Source organism: Stenotrophomonas indicatrix (assembly GCA_041545745.1).
Lineage (GTDB): Bacteria > Pseudomonadota > Gammaproteobacteria > Xanthomonadales > Xanthomonadaceae > Stenotrophomonas > Stenotrophomonas indicatrix_A.
Window position 1 is genome coordinate 2,564,086 of record CP168152.1, and the last position, 16,848, is coordinate 2,580,933.

General features: G+C 67.1%; 15 protein-coding genes. 7 read left to right on the forward strand and 8 right to left on the reverse strand.

What is annotated here, in order from left to right; all coding sequences use genetic code 11:
- The first annotated feature begins 109 nt into the window (after positions 1 to 109).
- Both ACEF39_RS11765 and ACEF39_RS11770 read left to right on the forward strand, forming a co-directional pair.
- The gene (locus ACEF39_RS11765) at positions 110 to 1,087 is read left to right on the forward strand and encodes a zinc-binding dehydrogenase (protein ID WP_500285163.1); all 978 of its coding nucleotides are present in this window, start codon (positions 110 to 112) and stop codon (positions 1,085 to 1,087) included.
- A 222-nt stretch (positions 1,088 to 1,309) separates the two neighbouring features.
- Entirely contained in the window at positions 1,310 to 3,931 is a 2,622-nt protein-coding gene (locus ACEF39_RS11770) for a TonB-dependent receptor (protein WP_500285164.1), read from the forward strand.
- Positions 3,932 to 4,031: 100 nt separating this feature from the next.
- Here the strand turns inward: ACEF39_RS11770 and betT are convergent, their stop codons facing one another.
- From betT to ACEF39_RS11790, 4 genes are all read right to left on the reverse strand, one after another.
- On the reverse strand, positions 4,032 to 6,011 hold the full coding sequence (betT, locus tag ACEF39_RS11775; protein WP_500285165.1) for a choline BCCT transporter BetT: 1,980 nt from the start codon (positions 6,009 to 6,011) through the stop codon (positions 4,032 to 4,034).
- A gap of 201 nt (positions 6,012 to 6,212) precedes the next feature.
- Complete coding sequence (locus ACEF39_RS11780) at positions 6,213 to 6,593, reverse strand: VOC family protein (protein WP_500285166.1); 381 nt, start codon at positions 6,591 to 6,593, stop codon at positions 6,213 to 6,215.
- Positions 6,594 to 6,660: 67 nt separating this feature from the next.
- Complete coding sequence (locus tag ACEF39_RS11785; RefSeq protein ID WP_500285167.1) at positions 6,661 to 6,981, reverse strand: DMT family transporter; 321 nt, start codon at positions 6,979 to 6,981, stop codon at positions 6,661 to 6,663.
- Positions 6,981 to 7,334 carry an SMR family transporter gene (locus tag ACEF39_RS11790; RefSeq protein WP_089235904.1) on the reverse strand — a complete coding sequence of 118 codons (354 nt, stop codon included), beginning with the start codon at positions 7,332 to 7,334 and terminating at the stop codon, positions 6,981 to 6,983. Before ACEF39_RS11790 ends, ACEF39_RS11785 begins: the two co-directional genes overlap by 1 nt.
- Before the next feature lie 161 nt (positions 7,335 to 7,495).
- Here ACEF39_RS11790 and ACEF39_RS11795 point away from each other — a divergent pair, with 161 nt between their 5' ends.
- A complete protein-coding gene (locus tag ACEF39_RS11795; protein WP_500285168.1) occupies positions 7,496 to 8,347 on the forward strand; it encodes a LysR family transcriptional regulator in 852 nt (283 codons plus the stop codon).
- 67 nt (positions 8,348 to 8,414) lie between these two features.
- On the opposite strand, the gene ACEF39_RS11800 is transcribed toward ACEF39_RS11795, so the two are convergent.
- On the reverse strand, positions 8,415 to 9,335 hold the full coding sequence (locus ACEF39_RS11800) for a M14 family metallopeptidase (RefSeq protein WP_500285169.1): 921 nt from the start codon (positions 9,333 to 9,335) through the stop codon (positions 8,415 to 8,417).
- A 131-nt stretch (positions 9,336 to 9,466) separates the two neighbouring features.
- Between ACEF39_RS11800 and ACEF39_RS11805 the strand changes: the two genes are divergently transcribed.
- The 3 genes from ACEF39_RS11805 to ACEF39_RS11815 all read left to right on the forward strand — a co-directional run bounded on the left by ACEF39_RS11805 (position 9,467) and on the right by ACEF39_RS11815 (position 14,187).
- Positions 9,467 to 11,548, forward strand: a complete 2,082-nt coding sequence (locus ACEF39_RS11805; protein ID WP_500285170.1) for a TonB-dependent receptor family protein — start codon at positions 9,467 to 9,469, stop codon at positions 11,546 to 11,548.
- Between the two features lie 63 nt (positions 11,549 to 11,611).
- On the forward strand, positions 11,612 to 13,378 hold the full coding sequence (locus ACEF39_RS11810; RefSeq protein WP_500285171.1) for a chloride channel protein: 1,767 nt from the start codon (positions 11,612 to 11,614) through the stop codon (positions 13,376 to 13,378).
- A 92-nt stretch (positions 13,379 to 13,470) separates the two neighbouring features.
- Positions 13,471 to 14,187 carry an MgtC/SapB family protein gene (locus ACEF39_RS11815; RefSeq protein WP_500285172.1) on the forward strand — a complete coding sequence of 239 codons (717 nt, stop codon included), beginning with the start codon at positions 13,471 to 13,473 and terminating at the stop codon, positions 14,185 to 14,187.
- A gap of 15 nt (positions 14,188 to 14,202) precedes the next feature.
- Here the strand turns inward: ACEF39_RS11815 and ACEF39_RS11820 are convergent, their stop codons facing one another.
- Entirely contained in the window at positions 14,203 to 14,607 is a 405-nt protein-coding gene (locus ACEF39_RS11820; RefSeq protein WP_500285173.1) for a MerR family transcriptional regulator, read from the reverse strand.
- Between the two features lie 64 nt (positions 14,608 to 14,671).
- Between ACEF39_RS11820 and ACEF39_RS11825 the strand changes: the two genes are divergently transcribed.
- Entirely contained in the window at positions 14,672 to 15,499 is an 828-nt protein-coding gene (locus ACEF39_RS11825; protein WP_500285174.1) for a class I SAM-dependent methyltransferase, read from the forward strand.
- 86 nt (positions 15,500 to 15,585) lie between these two features.
- On the opposite strand, the gene ACEF39_RS11830 is transcribed toward ACEF39_RS11825, so the two are convergent.
- Positions 15,586 to 15,876, reverse strand: coding sequence for a DUF6959 family protein (locus ACEF39_RS11830; protein WP_170929478.1), 291 nt, complete (start codon positions 15,874 to 15,876; stop codon positions 15,586 to 15,588).
- A gap of 121 nt (positions 15,877 to 15,997) precedes the next feature.
- On the reverse strand, positions 15,998 to 16,834 hold the full coding sequence (locus tag ACEF39_RS11835; RefSeq protein WP_500285175.1) for an OmpA family protein: 837 nt from the start codon (positions 16,832 to 16,834) through the stop codon (positions 15,998 to 16,000).
- Positions 16,835 to 16,848: the final 14 nt, after the last annotated feature.

Below are 16,848 nucleotides of genomic sequence, written 5' to 3' on the forward strand. Positions count from 1 at the left end.
CATGTCGCGACCATCGGTCGCAGGATGCCGTGTTGCACGTGCGCGGCCTTGTCGACGCTGAGCGCATCCCCAGTTCGGTACCACATCAACTTTCATTGGAACACCGCCCATGCGCGCTGCCCTGTACTCCTCCTTCGGCGATCCAGCCCAGGTCCTTGCCGTTGCCGATGCCGCCCTGCCCGAACCCGGTCCCGGCGAAGTACGCATCCGCACCGTACTGGCCTCGATCCACAACCACGATCTGCTGACCGTGCGTGGCCTGTACGGCTACAAGCCGACGTTGCCGGCGATCGGCGGCAGCGAAGCACTGGGCGTGGTCGATGCGCTCGGCGAAGGCGTCGACGGCCTGCAGATCGGCCAGCGGGTTGCTGCCGCCTCGGTGCACGGCACCTGGGCCGAAGCGTTCATCGCACCGGCGCGGATGGTGATCCCGATGCCGGACGCGATCGCCGATGAAATGGCTGCACAGCTGATCGCCATGCCGCTGAGCGCGTTGATGCTGCTGGAATTCCTGCACGTCGAGCAGGGCCAGTGGATCGTGCAGAACACCGCCAACGGTGCCGTCGGCAAATCGCTGGCGATGCTGGCAAAGGCGCGCGGTGTGCACGTGGCCAACCTGGTGCGCAACGCGGAAGCGGTGGCGCAGCTGCAGGCGCTCGGCATCGATCACGTGTTCGATACCTCGGTGGACGGCTGGAAGGACCACGTGCGCGAAGCCACCGGCGAAGCACAGGCAGCGGCTGCGGTCGATTCCATCGGTGGCGATGCCAGCGGCGACCTGGTCGATCTGCTCGGCCACCACGGCACCCTGGTCTCGTTCGGCGTGATGAGCGGCGAGCCGATGCGCATTCCCGCCGGCGGCCTGATCTACAAGGAAGCCACCGTGAAAGGCTTCTGGGGCAGCAAGGTCAGCCAGGCGATGGCGGTGGAAGACAAGCGCAGGCTGGTCGGCGAGTTGTTGAAGCGTGCGGCCGGCGGTGAGCTTACCTTGCCGGTGGAGCGGATCTTCGCCCTGGACGACATCGCCCAGGCTGCAAAGGCGGGTGCTGGCTCGGGTCGCAATGGCAAGGTGCTGCTGCGGCCTTGATGGTCTCCGGGTCGGATCCCTTTCCACAAGGAAAGGACTCTGACCCGTCACGAGCGTGCGGACCAACGGTCCGCACCCACCGGAGCACAGGCCACTCCACCAAGGGCGCTGACTTTCGTTAAGAACCTGTGATGTATAACTGAATGCGCTTTCGTCATTGGAAGGTGCACTCACCCCCGTGCGGTACTGACGGCTCCTCCACCGTTTGGCGTAGTCGCTTCCATGTATCGCACCACCCTGCTTTCCAGCGCGGTCGCGCTGGCCCTCGTCGCTGGCACCGCCAGCGCCGCTGAAACGGCCGACACCGGCAAGGACAGCACCACCCTCGGCACCGTGCTGGTGACCGGCTCGAACATCAAGCGCAGCGACACCGCCGGCCCCAATCCGGTGCAGATCGTCACCCGCGAGCAGATCCTGCAGACCGGCCGCTCCACCCTCACCGACGTGCTGCGCAACCTGTCGGCCAACGCCGGCAACAGCTTCGACGAGCAGTACACCGGCAGCTTCGCTGCGGGCTCGGCCTCGATCGGCCTGCGCGGCCTGTCACCGAAGAACACGCTTGTCCTGGTCAACGGCTACCGCGTGGCCAACTTCGGTTTTGCGCTCAACACCCAGGACACCTTCGTCGACCTCAATGCGCTGCCGATCAGCGCGGTCGAGCGCATTGAAGTGCTGAAGGATGGCGCCTCGGCGGTGTACGGCTCGGACGCCATCGCCGGCGTCATCAACATCATCCTGCGCCGTGATTTCCAGGGCGTGGAGGTCGGCGGCGGCTTCGGCACCGCCACCCAGGGCGGTTTGAACGAGCGCAAGGCCAACCTGCTGGCCGGCTTCGGTGACCTCGAGCAGCAAGGCTGGAACGTGCTGTTCGGACTGGATCTGCTCAAACGCGACCGCCTCGATGCTGACCAGCGCGCGTACACCCGCGACGGCGATTTCCGCGACAAGCCCGGTGGCCGCCTGGCCGGCTGGTCTACCACTGGCGGCAACACGCTGGCCAACCCGCGCGCGCCGCAGCCGTTCTCATCCTGCCCCGATGGCAGCGCGCTGCGCGCCTACAGCGACTTCGGCAGCACCCTGCCCGGCCAGGCGTGCGCCTTCAACGCGCAGCCGTTCAAGACCCTGCAGCCCGGCGCCGAGCGCCTGCAGGCATCGCTGAGCGCGACCTACCGCTTCAACGGCAGCGTCGAAGCCTTCGCTGATGTGCTGTACAGCCACAACAAGGCCGACCAGATCTTCAGCGCGCCGCTGACGGTCGGCCCCGGTCTGCGTGCCTACAATCCCCCCACCGGTACGTTGACCGACATCGCCGCTGTGCTGCCGGTCGGCCATCCGAACAATCCGGGCAGCGCGCCGCTGCCGTTCGAATACACCTTCTTCGATCTCGGCCCGCGCCTGAAGGACAGCACCCAGGTGTTCTACCGCGCCCTGGCCGGCGTGCGTGGCACCGGTGAACGCTGGGACTGGGAAGTGGCCGCACTGACCTCGCAGAGCGCGCAGCGCGAGTACGTGGACAACTTCGTGGACCGCTACGCCTTCCAGCAGATCCTGCGCGATGGCAGCTACAACTTCCTCGACCCGTCCAGCACGCCGGGCGCACTGGACGACCTGCGCCTGCAGACCAAGCGCCCGGGCTGGTACAAGCTGCACTCGCTCAACGTCAAGGCATCGACTTCGTTGTGGGAACTGCCGGCCGGCGCGATCGGCTTTGCGTGGGGCGCGGAATTCCGCAAGGAATCGCTGGACGCGCGCACCAGTGCGCAGGTGCTGTCCGGTACCGAGCTGCGCCCGGCGATCAACATCGTCGATGGCGAACGCCAGGTCAGTGCCGCCTATGCCGAGTTCAGCGTGCCGCTGCATCGCACGCTGGAACTGCAGGTGGCCGGCCGCGGTGATCACTACGATGACTTCGGCAAGGCGTTCTCGCCGAAGTTCGCGCTGCGCTGGCAGCCGATGGACAGCCTGCTGCTGCGCGGCTCGTTCTCGCGTGGCTTCCGTGCACCGTCGCTGCCGGAGATCGCACCGGGGCAGACCATCAGCTACGGCTCGGTGGTCGATCCGTTCGATCCGCTGCAGCCGGGCGGCAGCCGTGGCGTGACCAACCTGCGCACCGGCAATCCAGACCTGAAGGCCGAACGCTCGCGCAACCTCAATGTCGGTGCAGTGTGGTCACCCGATGCCGATTCCAGCATCGGCCTGGACTGGTACCGCATCGAACAGGACAACCTGGTCAAGCCGGACAGCGCGCAGTTCATCGTCAACAACCCGGACCTTTTCCCCGGTCGCGTGCAACGCGATGCACAGGGTCGCATCCAGATCATCACCAACCAGTACGCCAACCAGGGCGAGCTGACCACCTCGGGCATCGACCTGGAAGCCAGCCGCACCTTCCGTACCGATGGCTGGGGCAACTTCACCGTGGCCGGCAGCTGGACCCACCTGCTCAGCTTCAAGCAGCCGCTGGTGGCTGGACAGGCGCCGTATGACGGTGCCGGCAACAACCGCCATGGCGCGCTGCCACGCACGCGCGGCACCACGTCGTTGAACTGGGCGGTTGGTGACTGGAGCAGCACGCTGAGCCTGCAGTACGTGAGCGGCTATGACCAGCGCGTGGCCACCGCCACCAGCAATCCGGGCCTGCGCGACAAGGTCAAGCCCTACCATCAGCTGGACCTGTACGTGGCCTACGAGGGCATTCCGAAGACCACGCTGTCGCTGTCGGTGCTGAACCTGACCGACAAGGACCCGCCGTTCGATCCGGCCGGCGGCTCCAGCGGCTTCGACATCAGCCAGTACAACCTGCGCCGTCAGTTCGTTTCGCTGGGCGCGCGTTACCGGTTCTGATTGCCGCTGTAGAAGCCGAGCCCACGCTCGGTTCTACAGGAGCGTGCGGACCAACGGTCCGCACCCACCAAAGGCAAGGGCCATGCCCGGCGTGGCTGCATCAACGGCTCAGGTGCAGGAACTGCAGGTGCCGTTCGTACTGGCTGATGATGTCGTTGATGATCTGCTTGCGGTTGTAGCCGACCAGGTCGTAATCCTGGCTGCCCTCGTACAGATGTACTTCGGCGCGGTAGTAGCGCTGGTTGCGCAGCTGCTGCGCGGCGAAGGACGGGGTCAGGTAGCCACTGAGGATCACCCGGTACAGGAAATCCTGCTGCTCGCCGTGGTTGACCGACAGTTCCATGTCGCCCGCTTCGAAGCGCGTCTGCACGTCCCAGCTCTGCTCACGCAGCTGCTCGGCCACCGCCTCCATCGCCGGCTTCACCGTGTCGTCCATGAAGCGGTACACCTGGTCGCGTACCGGGAAGTGCATGGCCTGGGTCAGGCGCTGGCGCCAGCCCTGGTGATGGCGATCATCGCCGATCAGCGGCGATGGCCGGAACTGCTGCGCACGTTTGCGATGGGACTCGTCACTGAAAGCACGGGTCAGGCCCCACATCATCAACAGCAGCACCGCCGAGAACGGCAACGAGGCCAGCACCACCGCTGATTTCAAGGCATCGATGCTGCCGGCCAGCAGCAGGCCGGCGGTCAGCACCGCGATCACCGTGCCCCAGAACACGCGCAGCCAGCGCGGGCCATCGTCCTCTGGCGCACCGCCATGCGAGGACAGCGTGGACAGCACCACCGCCCCGGAATCGGCCGACGTCACGAAGAAGATGAAGCTGACCAGCACGGTCACCCCGATCACCGCCTTGCTCCACGGGTAGCCGTCCAGCAGGGCGTACAGCACCGTCGGTGGATCATCCACCGCCAGCTGCGCCAACTGCTGCTGGCCATGGTGCAGCACCTGGTCCAGCGCGCTGTTGCCGAAGATCGACAGCCACGCCAGGGTGAAGCCCAGCGGAATCAGCAGCACGCCGAACACGAACTCGCGGATGGTGCGGCCGCGCGAGATGCGCGCGATGAACAGGCCGACGAACGGCGCCCAGCCGATCCACCAGGCCCAGTAGAACACCGTCCAGCCGCCCAGCCATTCCGGACGGCCACCATAGGCGTACACATCGAAACTCTTGCCCACCACGCTGCCCAGGTAATCGCCCAGGTTCTGCATCAGCGTGCTGAGCAGGTACTGGGTGGGGCCGGCGCAGAGCATGAACAGCACCAGCGCGATCGCCAGCAGCATGTTGATGTTGGCCATCCAGCGCACGCCCTTCTCCACCCCGGACACAGCCACTGCGACGGCCGCGCCCATCATCGCCACCACCAGCAGGATCTGCACCAGGTTGGAGTGCGGCACATTGAACAGGTGCGACAGGCCGGCGTTGAGATGCAGCACGCCGAAGCCCATGTCCGCACCGATGCCGAACACCGTGGCGACGATGCCCAAGGCGTCGACGGTGTAACCGATCGGGCCGTTGATGCGCTTGCCGATAAGCGGATACAGCGCCGAACGCAAGGCCAATGGCAGGTTGTGCCGGTAGGCGAAATAGGCCATCGCCATCGCCGCCAGCGCGAATACGCCCCAGCCATGCAGGCCCCAGTGCAGGAACAGCAGCTGCATGGCCTGGCGTGCACCGGCCTCACCCGCTGCGCCATCGCCCTGTGGCGGCTGCAGGTAGTGGGTCAGCGGTTCGGAAACGCAGAAGAAGAACAGGGTGATGCTGATGCCTGCTGCGAACAGCATGCCGGCCCAGGAGAGGTAGCTGAACTCCGGTTCGTCATGGTCGGCACCGAGCTTGATGCCGCCGTACTTGGACAACGCCACACCGACCACGAACACCAGGTACAGGGTCATCGCCAGCAGGTAGTACCAGCCCACGTTGAGCGCGGCCCAGTCCTGCGCCTTGACCAGCATGCGACCGGCGCCGAGCGGGAACAGGCTGACGAACAGTGCGAAGGCAACGACGACGATCGCCGCGAAGGCGAAAACGGGCCGCAGGGTTCGCACCGGCTGATGTTGAGGCTCCAGTGCTTCCATGGGCAGCCATCTCCGGATCGATCAGAAAGTAAGCCGGCGGATTCTGGATGAACAGCAGTGGACACAGGATGAAGTCGTGGCACCGCGCAGGCATGTTCGGCCGGTGTTCCGTGCTACGCGCGCGCCTGGAGGCCTGCAGGCGCGTTGGGCGACGGGGTCACGCTGGTCCGATCACGACACGCCACGTCCAGCGCCGGCGATTCAACCCATCACATGCACGGCGCACAGCTTGTTGCCGTCGGGATCGCGCAGGTAGGCCAGGTACAACTGGCGCCCTGCCTTCTGCCGCACGCCAGCCGGATCTTCCACCGTGGTACCGCCGTGGGCGGCACCCGCTTCCTGCCAGGCATGCACCGCCTGCGGGTCCGTCAGCGCAAATCCAATGGTGCCGCCGTTGGCATGGCACGCCGCCTGGCCATCGATGGGCGGGGTGACGATGAACATTCGGCCATCCTTGATGTAGACCAGTTTGCCCTCGTCATCGAACACGCCTGCGCGGCCACCGACGGCGGTGAACAACGCATCGTAGAAGCGGCGGGAGATTTCCATGTCGTTGGTTCCGACGGTGACGTGACTGAACATGCGGGCATTCCGTTGCGGGAAAGCCCGAGTGTCGGCCACCGTATCGATCGCTGCAATCAACCGGGGCTCAAGCCGCACTGAGCAGCAGCACCGCGGCAGTGACCAGGCCGATGCCGATCCAACCAATCGGGCGCAGGCGATTGCCGAACAGCAGGCGGCCACAGGTGGCCGTGCCGATCACGCCGATCGCGCCCCACATCGCATAGGCGGTGGCCAGGTCCATGTTGCGCACGGCCTGGCCCAGCAGGGCGAAGGCGATCCAGACCAGCACGATGGCACCGACACCCCAGCGCCAGCGACGGAAGCCATCGGACTTGGCCACCATCAGGTTGGCGGCCACATCGATCAGCGCAGAGCAGATCACGAAAAACAGGGCCATCATGTTCATCAGTGCGCCTCCCCGAGGGTGACGCAGACGATGCCGACCACCGCCAGCACCAGACCGGCCAGCTGCTGCAGCGAGAGGCTCTCACCGAATACGCTGATGCCGACCACGGTCAGCAGGGTCAGGCCGAGGCCTTCCCACACCGCATAGGCCACGCCGACGGCGATGCGGCGTACCGACAACGCCAGGAAGTAATAGGACAGCGCCAGCGCACCGGCCATGATCAGATAGCCGGTCCAGCCGCCGTCGCGGGCGGCATGGGCCATGAAGGACGTGCCGACCACTTCGGCGACGATCGCCACGGTCAGGCAGGCCCAGGCGACGAAGGCGCCACGGGCGGGAACAGTACGGGACATGTGAAGCTCCTTGCGGGACGGGGACCACGCCCCGTCATCATTAGATCCACGTCGTGCGTGGATGATTCGGAACGCCCCCGCAGACAGGGGCGACGGCGATCAGTATCATCGTCTTTTACGGTGGTATCAAAATGGATTCCATCGACAGGAGCGATGGATCGATGCCCTATTCCCCTGAATCCCTGCAGGCCTTCGTAGAGGCCGCCGCGTTGGGCTCGTTCTCGGCGGCCGCACGCCGGCTGCGCAAGACCCAGTCCACGGTCAGTACCGCCATCGCCCATCTGGAGGCGGACCTGGGCATGGTCCTGTTCGACCGCAGCGGCCGCTATCCGCAGCTGACCGACGCCGGCCGGCAGGTGCTGGGCCACGCGCAGGAAATCCTTGCCGCCGACGCGCGCCTGCAGCAGTTGAGCGTACGCCTGGCGGCACCGGTGGAGCCGCGCCTGACCGTGGTGTTCTCCGATGTCTACCAGCTCGATCCGGCGCAACGTGTGCTGCAGCGGTTTGCCGAGGCATTTCCCGAGATCGAACTGGAGTGGCTGGATGCCGAAGGGCGGGACGTACTGGAACTGGTGGATGGCGGGCGCGCCGGGCTGGGACTGCTGCCGCGCCAGGCGCAGTACCCCGATGCGCTGGTGGCCCAGCCCCTGGCCCACCACAGCGAACTGGCGGTGTATGTGGCCAGCGATCATCCGCTGGCGCAGGCCGGCGTGCGCGCGGCGGCGCAACTGGCCCGGCACCGGCAGGTGCGGCTGAGCGCGCTGGTCGATCACGCGCCGCCGATCAGCGGGCCGGCGTGGACTGCGTCGGACTATCTGATGGTGATGGAGATGGCCGAGGACGGCATCGGCTGGGCCGAGCTGCCGCGTGCGCTGGTGCAGCGCTACGACCGTGGCCGCCTGCTGGAGCTGCGCGTGCCTGGCTGGCCGCGCCGCATCCACAGCGACCTGGTGTGGCGGCGCGATACGCCGCCGGGGCCGGCGGCATTGTGGTGGGCCGAGGCGTTGGGGTGAGGTAGTGCCGGCCGCTGGCCGGCATCCCCTTGCCCTGTGGTTGCCGGCCAGCGGCCGGCACTACCGATCAACGATGGGCGAGCGCGTAGTCCAGCGCCGAGCACACCGCCGCCACCTGCGCGTCGTTGCACTGCTGCGGCGTCGCCCGCGGGCTGTCCGGGTAGACCTCGGTGGTGGTGGTGTACTTCGCCCCGGTGATGCCGGCGCACAGGCCCAGCGGCACCAGCGCGTACTCGATCACGCCGTGCGCGACCACCGGCGAACCGATGATCTCGCCCTTGTCGTCGGCCGGTGCGATATGGGTGACCTTCTCCACCTCGGCGACCACGGCCTGCTGGAAGGCCGGCTGCGGATTCTCGCTGTCGTCCACCAGGTAGAAGCCATCGGGAATCAGGCCCGGTTCGAACGGCTTGCCATCGCGCGCGGCGAGTGCGGGACGGAACTCGCTCTCGTCGCTGTCGGTGGTCTCGTGCAGGTCGATGTGCAGCACGAACTGGCCCTTCAACGGTGCGATCAGTTCGATCAGCGCCGTCGATTCGCGGGCCGGGCCGTCAGCGCGGAAGTTGCGGTTCGGGTCGATCGCATCGAAGTTCCAACGGTTGATGCGCTCGAAGCCCCACGGATTCACGCACGGCGCGACCAGCAGGTTGGCCTTGCCGGCATAGGTGTCGGCGTGTTTTTCGAGGAACTCCAGCGCTCCCATTACGCCACTGGTCTCATAGCCGTGCACACCGCCGGTCACCAGCGCGGCCGGCAATGCCGGATTCCAGTCGCGGCTGCGCAGGGCGAACAGGGTATAGGTCTCGCCTGCATAGTCGAGCTGGCCGTAGGCCACCTTGTCGAAGCGCTCGGCCAGTGCATCGATGCGCGGCAGCACTTCCTCGTCGTAGCGGCGCAGGCGCTGCTGGCGCGCACGCCACTGCTCCCGTTCCGCCAAGCCCCACGGCTGGCCAGGGGTACCGACGGGGTAGAAAGCAGCAGTGGACATGGCAGATCTCAGCGGGTCAGGAGGCGATTGATCACTTTACCACCGGGTCAAAGCGCTGAACCGTGTGCCGATTCCAATGGCGAATGGAATCAGCAATAATTCTCATTTACGCCCTTCCACTGCCCGCAACGATGCCCATCCCTGCCCTGCAACCGGCCCGCCTGCCCCTGGCCGCCGCCCTCGCCCTGTGCCTGATCCCCGCTGCCGGCGCCCTCGCGCAGGACGGCGCCGCCACGCTCGACAGCATCCAGGTATCGGGCAGCTGGCTGGGCACTGGCCTGCACGACAGCGTCAAAAGCTTCGCCGGCGCGCGTACCGTGGTTGACCGCCAGCGCATCGAGGCCAGCGGCGCCGCCAGCCTGGGCGATGCCATGCGCCGCATTCCCGGCGTGCAGGTCACCGACAACTCCGGCACCGCCGGCAGCTCGGTGTCGCTCAACATCGGCGTGCGGGGCCTGACCGGTCGCTACTCGCCGCGCTCAACCGTACTGTTGGACGGCGTGCCGCTGGCGGTTGCGCCGTACGGCCAACCGCAGCTGTCGTTCGCCCCGGCCAGCCTGGCCAACATCGAGTCGATCGACGTGGTGCGTGGCGGCGGCGCGGTGCGCTACGGGCCGCAGAATGTCGGCGGCATCATCAACTTCAGCACGCGTGCGATTCCGACCGCCACTGGGCTGCACGGCGAGGCCGGCGTGCGCTACAGCGCCTACGACCACGGCGGCGGCGACAGCACCCAGTACAACGCGTTCCTCGGCGGCACCGCCGACAACGGGCTGGGCATGGCCCTGCTGTATTCCGGGCAGGACGGCCGCGGCTGGCGCCAGGGCAGCGATGACCGTTTCGACGACCTGGCACTGAAGTTCGCCTATGCCATCGATGCGCAACAGGAACTGCGCGCCAAACTCTCGTACTACAACGTGCGCTCGCTGACTCCGGGTGGCCTGACCCGCGCCCAGTACGAAGCCGATCCGTTCCAGAACACCCGGCCGACCGACTTCTGGAAGGGCCATCGCACCGGCATCGACCTGGGCTACACCAACACGCTGTCGGAGAACAGCGAGTTCGAGGTGCTGGCGTATTACAACGAAAGCAACCGCGCCAGCTCGCTGATCAATGCCGCCAACACCCAGATCACGGTGCAGCCGCGCGACTACCGCGTGCTCGGCATCGAACCGCGCTACACCCAGCGCCTGCGCTGGGGCAGCAGCGTGCACGACATCACCGCCGGCTACCGCTTCCTGCGCGAGCGCGGCAATGACCGCAGCTACACCGTGACCCGCCGTACCGGTGCGGCCGGCGCGACCACCCGCTTCGACAACGCCACCGATGCGTACTCGTTCTACGTCGATGACCGCATCGCCATCGGCCAGTGGCGGATCACCCCCGGCGTGCGCATGGAGTGGATCGACATGGACCGCCGGCAGGCCGGTGGTGGCGCAACCTTCAGCAGCCGCAACGACAAGGCCCTGCCCTCGCTCAACGTGGCCTACCTGCTGACCCCGCAGCTGACCGTGTTCGGCAACTACACCACCTCGTTCGGGCCGGTGCAGAACATCCAGCTCAACTCGCAGAGCGCGACCAATCCGCTGACCCCGGAAATCGCCAGGACCACCGAGCTGGGTGCGCGCTGGCAGGATGGCGCGCTGCGTGCGGAAGTGACCGTGTTCAAGATGCGCTTCGACAACCAGATCCTGCAGATTCCAGGCATCACCCCGCCCACGTTCCAGAACATCGGCGCCACCGACCACAAGGGTGTGGAAAGCGCGATCGAATACCGCTTCGCCGAGAGCAGCGCGCTGGCCGGGCTGGAGCTGTACGCAAACTACACCTGGACCAAGGCCATCCAGCAGTCCGGCGACAATCGTGGCCTGGATGTGCCGTTCTATTCGCGCGATACCGACAGCATCGGCGCCCGTTATGCGCTGGCCGGCTGGACCTTCAACGTGTCCAGCACCCACCAGAGCGGCCAGTTCTCCGATGCCGCCAACACTTGGAACGAAACCGCCGATGCGCGCGTGGGGCGTGTGCCGGGCGTACGCCTGTGGAACGCGCAGGCCGCCTGGCAGCTGCCGTGGCTGGCCGACAGCGAGGTTGCGGTGGGCGTGAACAACCTGGCCGACAAGCGCTGGTACACCCGCAACGTGGATGGCAACGCCGGGCGCATGGTGGCCGCACCACGCACGTTCTACGTGCAGGGCCGCTACCGCTTCTGAGTGCGGTAACCGCCTGATGCGGTGACGGTGGCGCTCACGGTGGCGGCGTATCATGCCGCCACCATGTCGTCCGCCGCTTCGCCATCGCGCCTGCATCTGGCCTTCCAGGGCCTGCGCCTGCGCCTGCGCGGCAGCGACCTGTGGTTCATCGCCCTGGCCCTGCTGGTCGGGCTGATCGCCGGCGGCCTGACCCTGTTGCAGGCGGGGCTGGCACGCACCCTGCAGACGGCGCTGTATGGGCTGGACGAGGGCATGCGCCTGAGCTCACTGCCCGCACTGACCTGGACCGCGCTGCTGGTACTGCCGCTGGGCGGCCTGGTGGTGGGCCTGGTCAGCCTTGCTGCAACGCGCCTCAAACGCCCCTTGCTGGACGCCGTGGAAGCCAATGCGCTGCACGGCGGCCGCATGTCGATGCGCGACAATCTGATCGTGTTGACTCAGACCCTGGTCTCCAATGGCTGCGGCGCGTCGGTCGGACTGGAAGCGTCGTACACGCAGATGGGTGCCGGCAGCGGCTCGCAGCTGGGACGGGTAATGCGCCTGCGTCGCAACGACGTGCGCATCCTGGTGGGTGCCGGCGCGGCCGGTGCGATCGCCGCGGCCTTCGGTGCACCGTTGGCCGGGGCGTTCTACGCCTTCGAGATCGTCATCGGCGCCTATACGCCGGCGGCACTGGCGCCGGTTGCGGTGGCCGCGCTGGCCGGCGCCTTCGTTGCCGACCAGGCGGGCGTGGAAGCCTATCTGCTGCCGGCGGCATCCACCATCGACGTGCGCGCTGCCGATTATGCGATCTACGGCCTGCTCGGCTGCTGCTGCGCGATGGTCGGCATTGCGGTGATGCGCCTGATCGCCTCCATCGAGGGCACGGTCAAACGCAGCCCGTTGCCGCTGTGGGGACGCCCGGTGGTGGGTGGCCTGCTGCTGATTCCGCTGGCCCTGGCCAGCCCACAGATACTGTCGTCCGGCCACGGCGCACTGCACCTGGACCTGACCACCCATCTGCCGCTGATCTGGATTGGCGGACTGCTGACGCTGAAATGTCTGGCCTCGGGCATTTCGCTGGGTTTCGGCTTCCGCGGTGGCCTGTTCTTTGCCTCGCTGTTCATGGGCACCCTGGTCGGCACGCTGTTTGCTGGGCTGCTGGCGATGGCCACCGGCGTCCCGGTGGTCGACGCCACGTCGGCGGCGCTGGCAGGCATGGCCGCACTGGCCGCCGCGGTGGTTGGCGCGCCGATGACCATGGCCATGCTGGTGCTGGAAGGCACCCACGATTTCCTGCTGACCAGCGTGGTGATGAGCGCCGTGCTGGTCTCCAGCACCCTGGTGCGCCAGTGGTTCGGCTATTCCTTCTCGACCTGGCGCATGCATCTGCGCGGGGAAACCATCAAGAGCGCGCGTGACATCGGCTGGGTGCACAACCTCAACGCCGGGCGGATGATGCGCAAGGGTGTAGCCACCGCCCCAGCCGACCTCGATGCCGCCGCCTTCCGCCAGCGCTTCCCGCTGGGCTCGGGCAGCCGGGTGATCCTGATCGACGGTGAAGGCCACTACGCTGGCATCGTGCAGATTCCGCGCTTGTTCGGCGACGGCGTGAAGCCCGAGGACGTGGTGGGTACGTTCGCCGAGAACCGCGACGTAGCGCTTGCCGCCAGCGCGGACGTGGTCAGCGTGATGCAGCGGTTCGACCAGACCCAGGCCGACGAGCTGGCGGTGGTGGCCGACGATGGCCAGGTACTGGGCGTGGTGTCTGAAGCATTCGTGCGCAAGCGCTATGCGGAGGAGCTGGACAAGCGCCAGCGAGAAATGATGGGCGAGCGCATCGACGAGTAGATCCACGCCATGCGTGGATGATGTCCCCGGCGCCCCAGCCCATCCACGCATGGCGTGGATCTACTGTCACCTGCGGGAGGTAGACTGCGGCCATGCGCTTCATTGAAACCTTCCAGTCCGGCCCCTTCGCCGACACCGTGGTCAGCCTGCTGGCGGCGTTCGTGCTCGGCACCCTGATCGGGGCCGAGCGCCAATACCGACAGCGTACCGCCGGCCTGCGTACCAATGTGCTGGTGGCCGTCGGCGCCGCCGCCTTCGTTGATCTGGGCATGCGTATCGCCGGCAGCGCCGAGGCCGTGCGGGTCATCTCCTACGTCGTCTCGGGCGTCGGCTTCCTCGGCGCCGGCGTGATCATGAAGGAAGGCATGAACGTGCGCGGCCTGAACACCGCCGCGACGCTGTGGTGCTCGGCTGCCGTTGGCAGCTGCACCGGCGCGGACATGCTGGCCGAAGGCGTGTTGCTGACCGTACTGATCATCGCTGGCAACACCCTGCTGCGGCCACTGGTGAACGCGATCAACCGCATCCCGATCAACGAAGCCACCAGCGAAGCGACCTACGAAGTGCGCCTGAGCGTGGATGCCGACGCGGTGCCGCGCGTGCGCGAGCGCCTGGTCGATGCGCTGGAAGCAGCGCAGTACCCCGTTGGCGACGTACAACTGGTCGAGCACGCCGATGCGCCTACCGATGTGATCGCAGTACTGGTCAGCACGGCGGTCAGCGCCGACGAACTGGACGTGGTGCTGGCGCGCATGGAGCAGGTGCCGGGCGTGCTGCATGCCACCTGGGAAGTCAGCACCCGCGATTGAGCGGGTGTCGGCAGTTCATCCGCGCGCTACGCGCTGCTGCGCACGCAGCAGCCTGCGGAACGAGGCGCAGCGCCGTGCATCCTCGGCGTGTGGACAGGCGGCAGCCCGCCGCAGCCGATCCTCTACCCTCTGCAATCCGCGGATCTGCCGCTGCAGCGCATCGGCCCGGGCCAGCAATGCCGTGCGGTCCAATGCAAGCCCCGCCTCCTGCGGCATCGCTGCGCCGATCTGCTGCAGCGACAGGCCTGCCGATTGCCCCAGGCCGATCAACGCCAGCCGTTCCAGCACCTGTTCGTGGTACTGCCGGCGCAGGCCGCGGCGCCCCAGCACCTGCAACAGGCCCAGCTGCTCGTAGTAGCGAAGGGTGGAGGCCGGTACGCCACTGCGGCGCACCACCTCACCGATATCCAGTTCCCGCATCGTGCTTGACCTCAAGTGGGCTTCAAGCGCCACCATGGTCGCACTCCCCGCGCAAGGCAAGCCCATGGCTGATTCACTCCCGCTCGATCAGAACACGCTCTGGAACGGCCCCGCTGGCGAGAACTGGGTCGCGCAGCAGGCCCTACTGGACGGCCTGTTCCAACCGATGGCCGATGCCCTGCGCGACGAACTGCCGGCTGCCGTCACGGAACTGCTGGACATCGGCTGCGGCACCGGCGCCAGCACGCTGACCGCCGCCGCAGCCCGTCCTGAGGCCCACTGCACCGGCATCGACATCTCCGCACCGATGCTCGCCCTCGCCCGCCAGCGTGCCGCCGCGATCGGGCGCGACATCGACTTCATCGTTGCCGATGCGCAGCGCCATGCCTTCGCAACGGCGCGCTACGACTGGATCCAGTCGCGGTTCGGGGTGATGTTCTTCGAGGACACGCTGGTCGCCTTCGCCAACCTGCACCGTGCCGCCCAAGCGGGCGCGGGCCTGCGCTGCATCGCCTGGCGCAGCGCGCAGGAGAATCCGTTCATGACCACCGCCGAGCGTGCGCTGGCGGACCAGCTGATGCTGCCGGCGCGGGTACCGGGTGCACCGGGGCAGTTCGCTTTCGCCGATGGAGAGCGGGTGCGCCAGTTGCTGCAGCGTGCCGGATGGCAGGACGTGGACATCGCGCCGCTGGACCTGACCTGTTTCCTCAGCCGTGATGCGCTGGCCAGCTACGTCGGCCAGCTTGGGCCCGTGGGCCTGGCCCTGCGCGCGCTGCCGGCCGAACGCGCCGATGGGCTGCTGCAACACGCGCTGGCTGCGTTCGCATCGTTCATCGACGGTGATCGCGTGCGGGTGGAAGCCGCCTGCTGGATGATCCGCGCCCGCGCCTAGCAACAGAAAAGGGGACGGAGGGGATCAAGTCGCTCATGCCCCGGCTGTGCGGGAAACGACTTAATCCCCTCCGTCCCCTTTTTTCTCTACAAGGCCTCGCCGGCGTCGGCCAGCCGCGATTCGATGAGCGCGTACCACTGCTCGAGCATGTCGACCAGCATGTCCAGCTCGGCGTCGGCACGCTGGGCGCGGCCGCTGCGCAGGCACGCCTGTGCTTCCTGCAGTTGGGTGAGGAAGCCGGCAACGGTATCGGCCTGCAGGATCAGGCCCGGCAGCCGGCGCCCGGGAATGCGCACGACCGCATGGTTGCCGAGCTGGCCGTACACGCTGAGAGTGGCTTCCGTCTTCATGGACAAGGGCAGGAATTGGGCATTCATCAGCTGCACCAGGGAAGAAACCTGCCCACCGGCAGGCGTGGAAAACGGGGGAGACGTTTCCACGTCCTGCCGGCAGAACAGGGGGGACTCGGGATGCCGGGGCACGCCTCGGCACGGGGATTCAGTGCGGCCGGGCCACGCCAGCGATCTGCACCCGGCGGTTGGGCGCCAGGCAGGCGATCAGTTCGCGCCGGTTGCGTTGGTCGCACTGCACCAGCGGTTCCGCCGCGCCTCGACCTTCGGCGCTGATGCTCGCCGCGGATACGCCGCCCTGTACCAGCGCCATGCGCACAGCCTCGGCACGCCGCTGCGACAGCGTCTGGTTGTAGGCAGCACTACCGATGCGGTCGGTATAGCCGACCACCTGGATCGACTGCACCTGGCTGGCCTCACGTACCTGCGCCAACACGCCCTGCACTGCCTGCTGACCAGTGGCGCTGAGCACCGCACTGTCGAAATCGAACAGCGCATCGGCAGCCAGTCGCAGCGGCTGCTCCGGCAAGGGCGCCGGCGGTGGCGGTGCAGGCGGACGCGGCGGGTCCAGTACGGCTGCGCACGATTCAGGCTTCCAGTAGCCGCCCTGGGCGATGCCCTTGTTGTCGAAGCGCACCTGGAACTGGCAGGTGAAGTATTCGGCGCCCTGTGCGGTGCGGAAGTTGAACAGGTAGTTCCACTCGCGCACGCCCCACATGCCTTCATTGAAATGCGGGGTGCCCAGCAACGTATAGAGCTGGCGCTTGCTCATGCCCGGTGCGAACCGGCGCAGGTCGGCGATATCGGGATAGATGCCTTCCTTCAGCGAGGCCTTGCTGGCCTCCGGGAAGGTGACGGCAGTACTGCCGGCGGGACCATCGGCGGCCGGTGCGTGGCTGCGGCAGGCAACCAACAGCCCTGCGGCCAGGATCAGGCCCAGCGTGGCGGCGACGCGGCCACTGCGAGCGATGCGATGCGATTTCATGTCATTCCCCCTTT

Excerpts from the sequence above, each read along its gene's own strand:
- ACEF39_RS11785 (WP_500285167.1), bottom strand. The coding sequence starts at position 6,981 with ATGAACATGATGGCCCTGTTTTTCGTGATCTGCTCTGCGCTGATCGAT.
- ACEF39_RS11825 (WP_500285174.1), top strand. The coding sequence starts at position 14,672 with ATGGCTGATTCACTCCCGCTCGATCAGAACACGCTCTGGAACGGCCCC.
- ACEF39_RS11805 (WP_500285170.1), top strand. The coding sequence starts at position 9,467 with ATGCCCATCCCTGCCCTGCAACCGGCCCGCCTGCCCCTGGCCGCCGCC.
- ACEF39_RS11780 (WP_500285166.1), bottom strand. The coding sequence starts at position 6,593 with ATGTTCAGTCACGTCACCGTCGGAACCAACGACATGGAAATCTCCCGC.
- ACEF39_RS11830 (WP_170929478.1), bottom strand. The coding sequence starts at position 15,876 with ATGAATGCCCAATTCCTGCCCTTGTCCATGAAGACGGAAGCCACTCTC.
- ACEF39_RS11820 (WP_500285173.1), bottom strand. The coding sequence starts at position 14,607 with ATGCGGGAACTGGATATCGGTGAGGTGGTGCGCCGCAGTGGCGTACCG.
- ACEF39_RS11770 (WP_500285164.1), top strand. The coding sequence starts at position 1,310 with ATGTATCGCACCACCCTGCTTTCCAGCGCGGTCGCGCTGGCCCTCGTC.
- ACEF39_RS11810 (WP_500285171.1), top strand. The coding sequence starts at position 11,612 with ATGTCGTCCGCCGCTTCGCCATCGCGCCTGCATCTGGCCTTCCAGGGC.
- ACEF39_RS11800 (WP_500285169.1), bottom strand. The coding sequence starts at position 9,335 with ATGTCCACTGCTGCTTTCTACCCCGTCGGTACCCCTGGCCAGCCGTGG.
- ACEF39_RS11815 (WP_500285172.1), top strand. The coding sequence starts at position 13,471 with ATGCGCTTCATTGAAACCTTCCAGTCCGGCCCCTTCGCCGACACCGTG.
- ACEF39_RS11795 (WP_500285168.1), top strand. The coding sequence starts at position 7,496 with ATGCCCTATTCCCCTGAATCCCTGCAGGCCTTCGTAGAGGCCGCCGCG.
- ACEF39_RS11790 (WP_089235904.1), bottom strand. The coding sequence starts at position 7,334 with ATGTCCCGTACTGTTCCCGCCCGTGGCGCCTTCGTCGCCTGGGCCTGC.
- ACEF39_RS11835 (WP_500285175.1), bottom strand. The coding sequence starts at position 16,834 with ATGAAATCGCATCGCATCGCTCGCAGTGGCCGCGTCGCCGCCACGCTG.
- betT (WP_500285165.1), bottom strand. The coding sequence starts at position 6,011 with ATGGAAGCACTGGAGCCTCAACATCAGCCGGTGCGAACCCTGCGGCCC.
- ACEF39_RS11765 (WP_500285163.1), top strand. The coding sequence starts at position 110 with ATGCGCGCTGCCCTGTACTCCTCCTTCGGCGATCCAGCCCAGGTCCTT.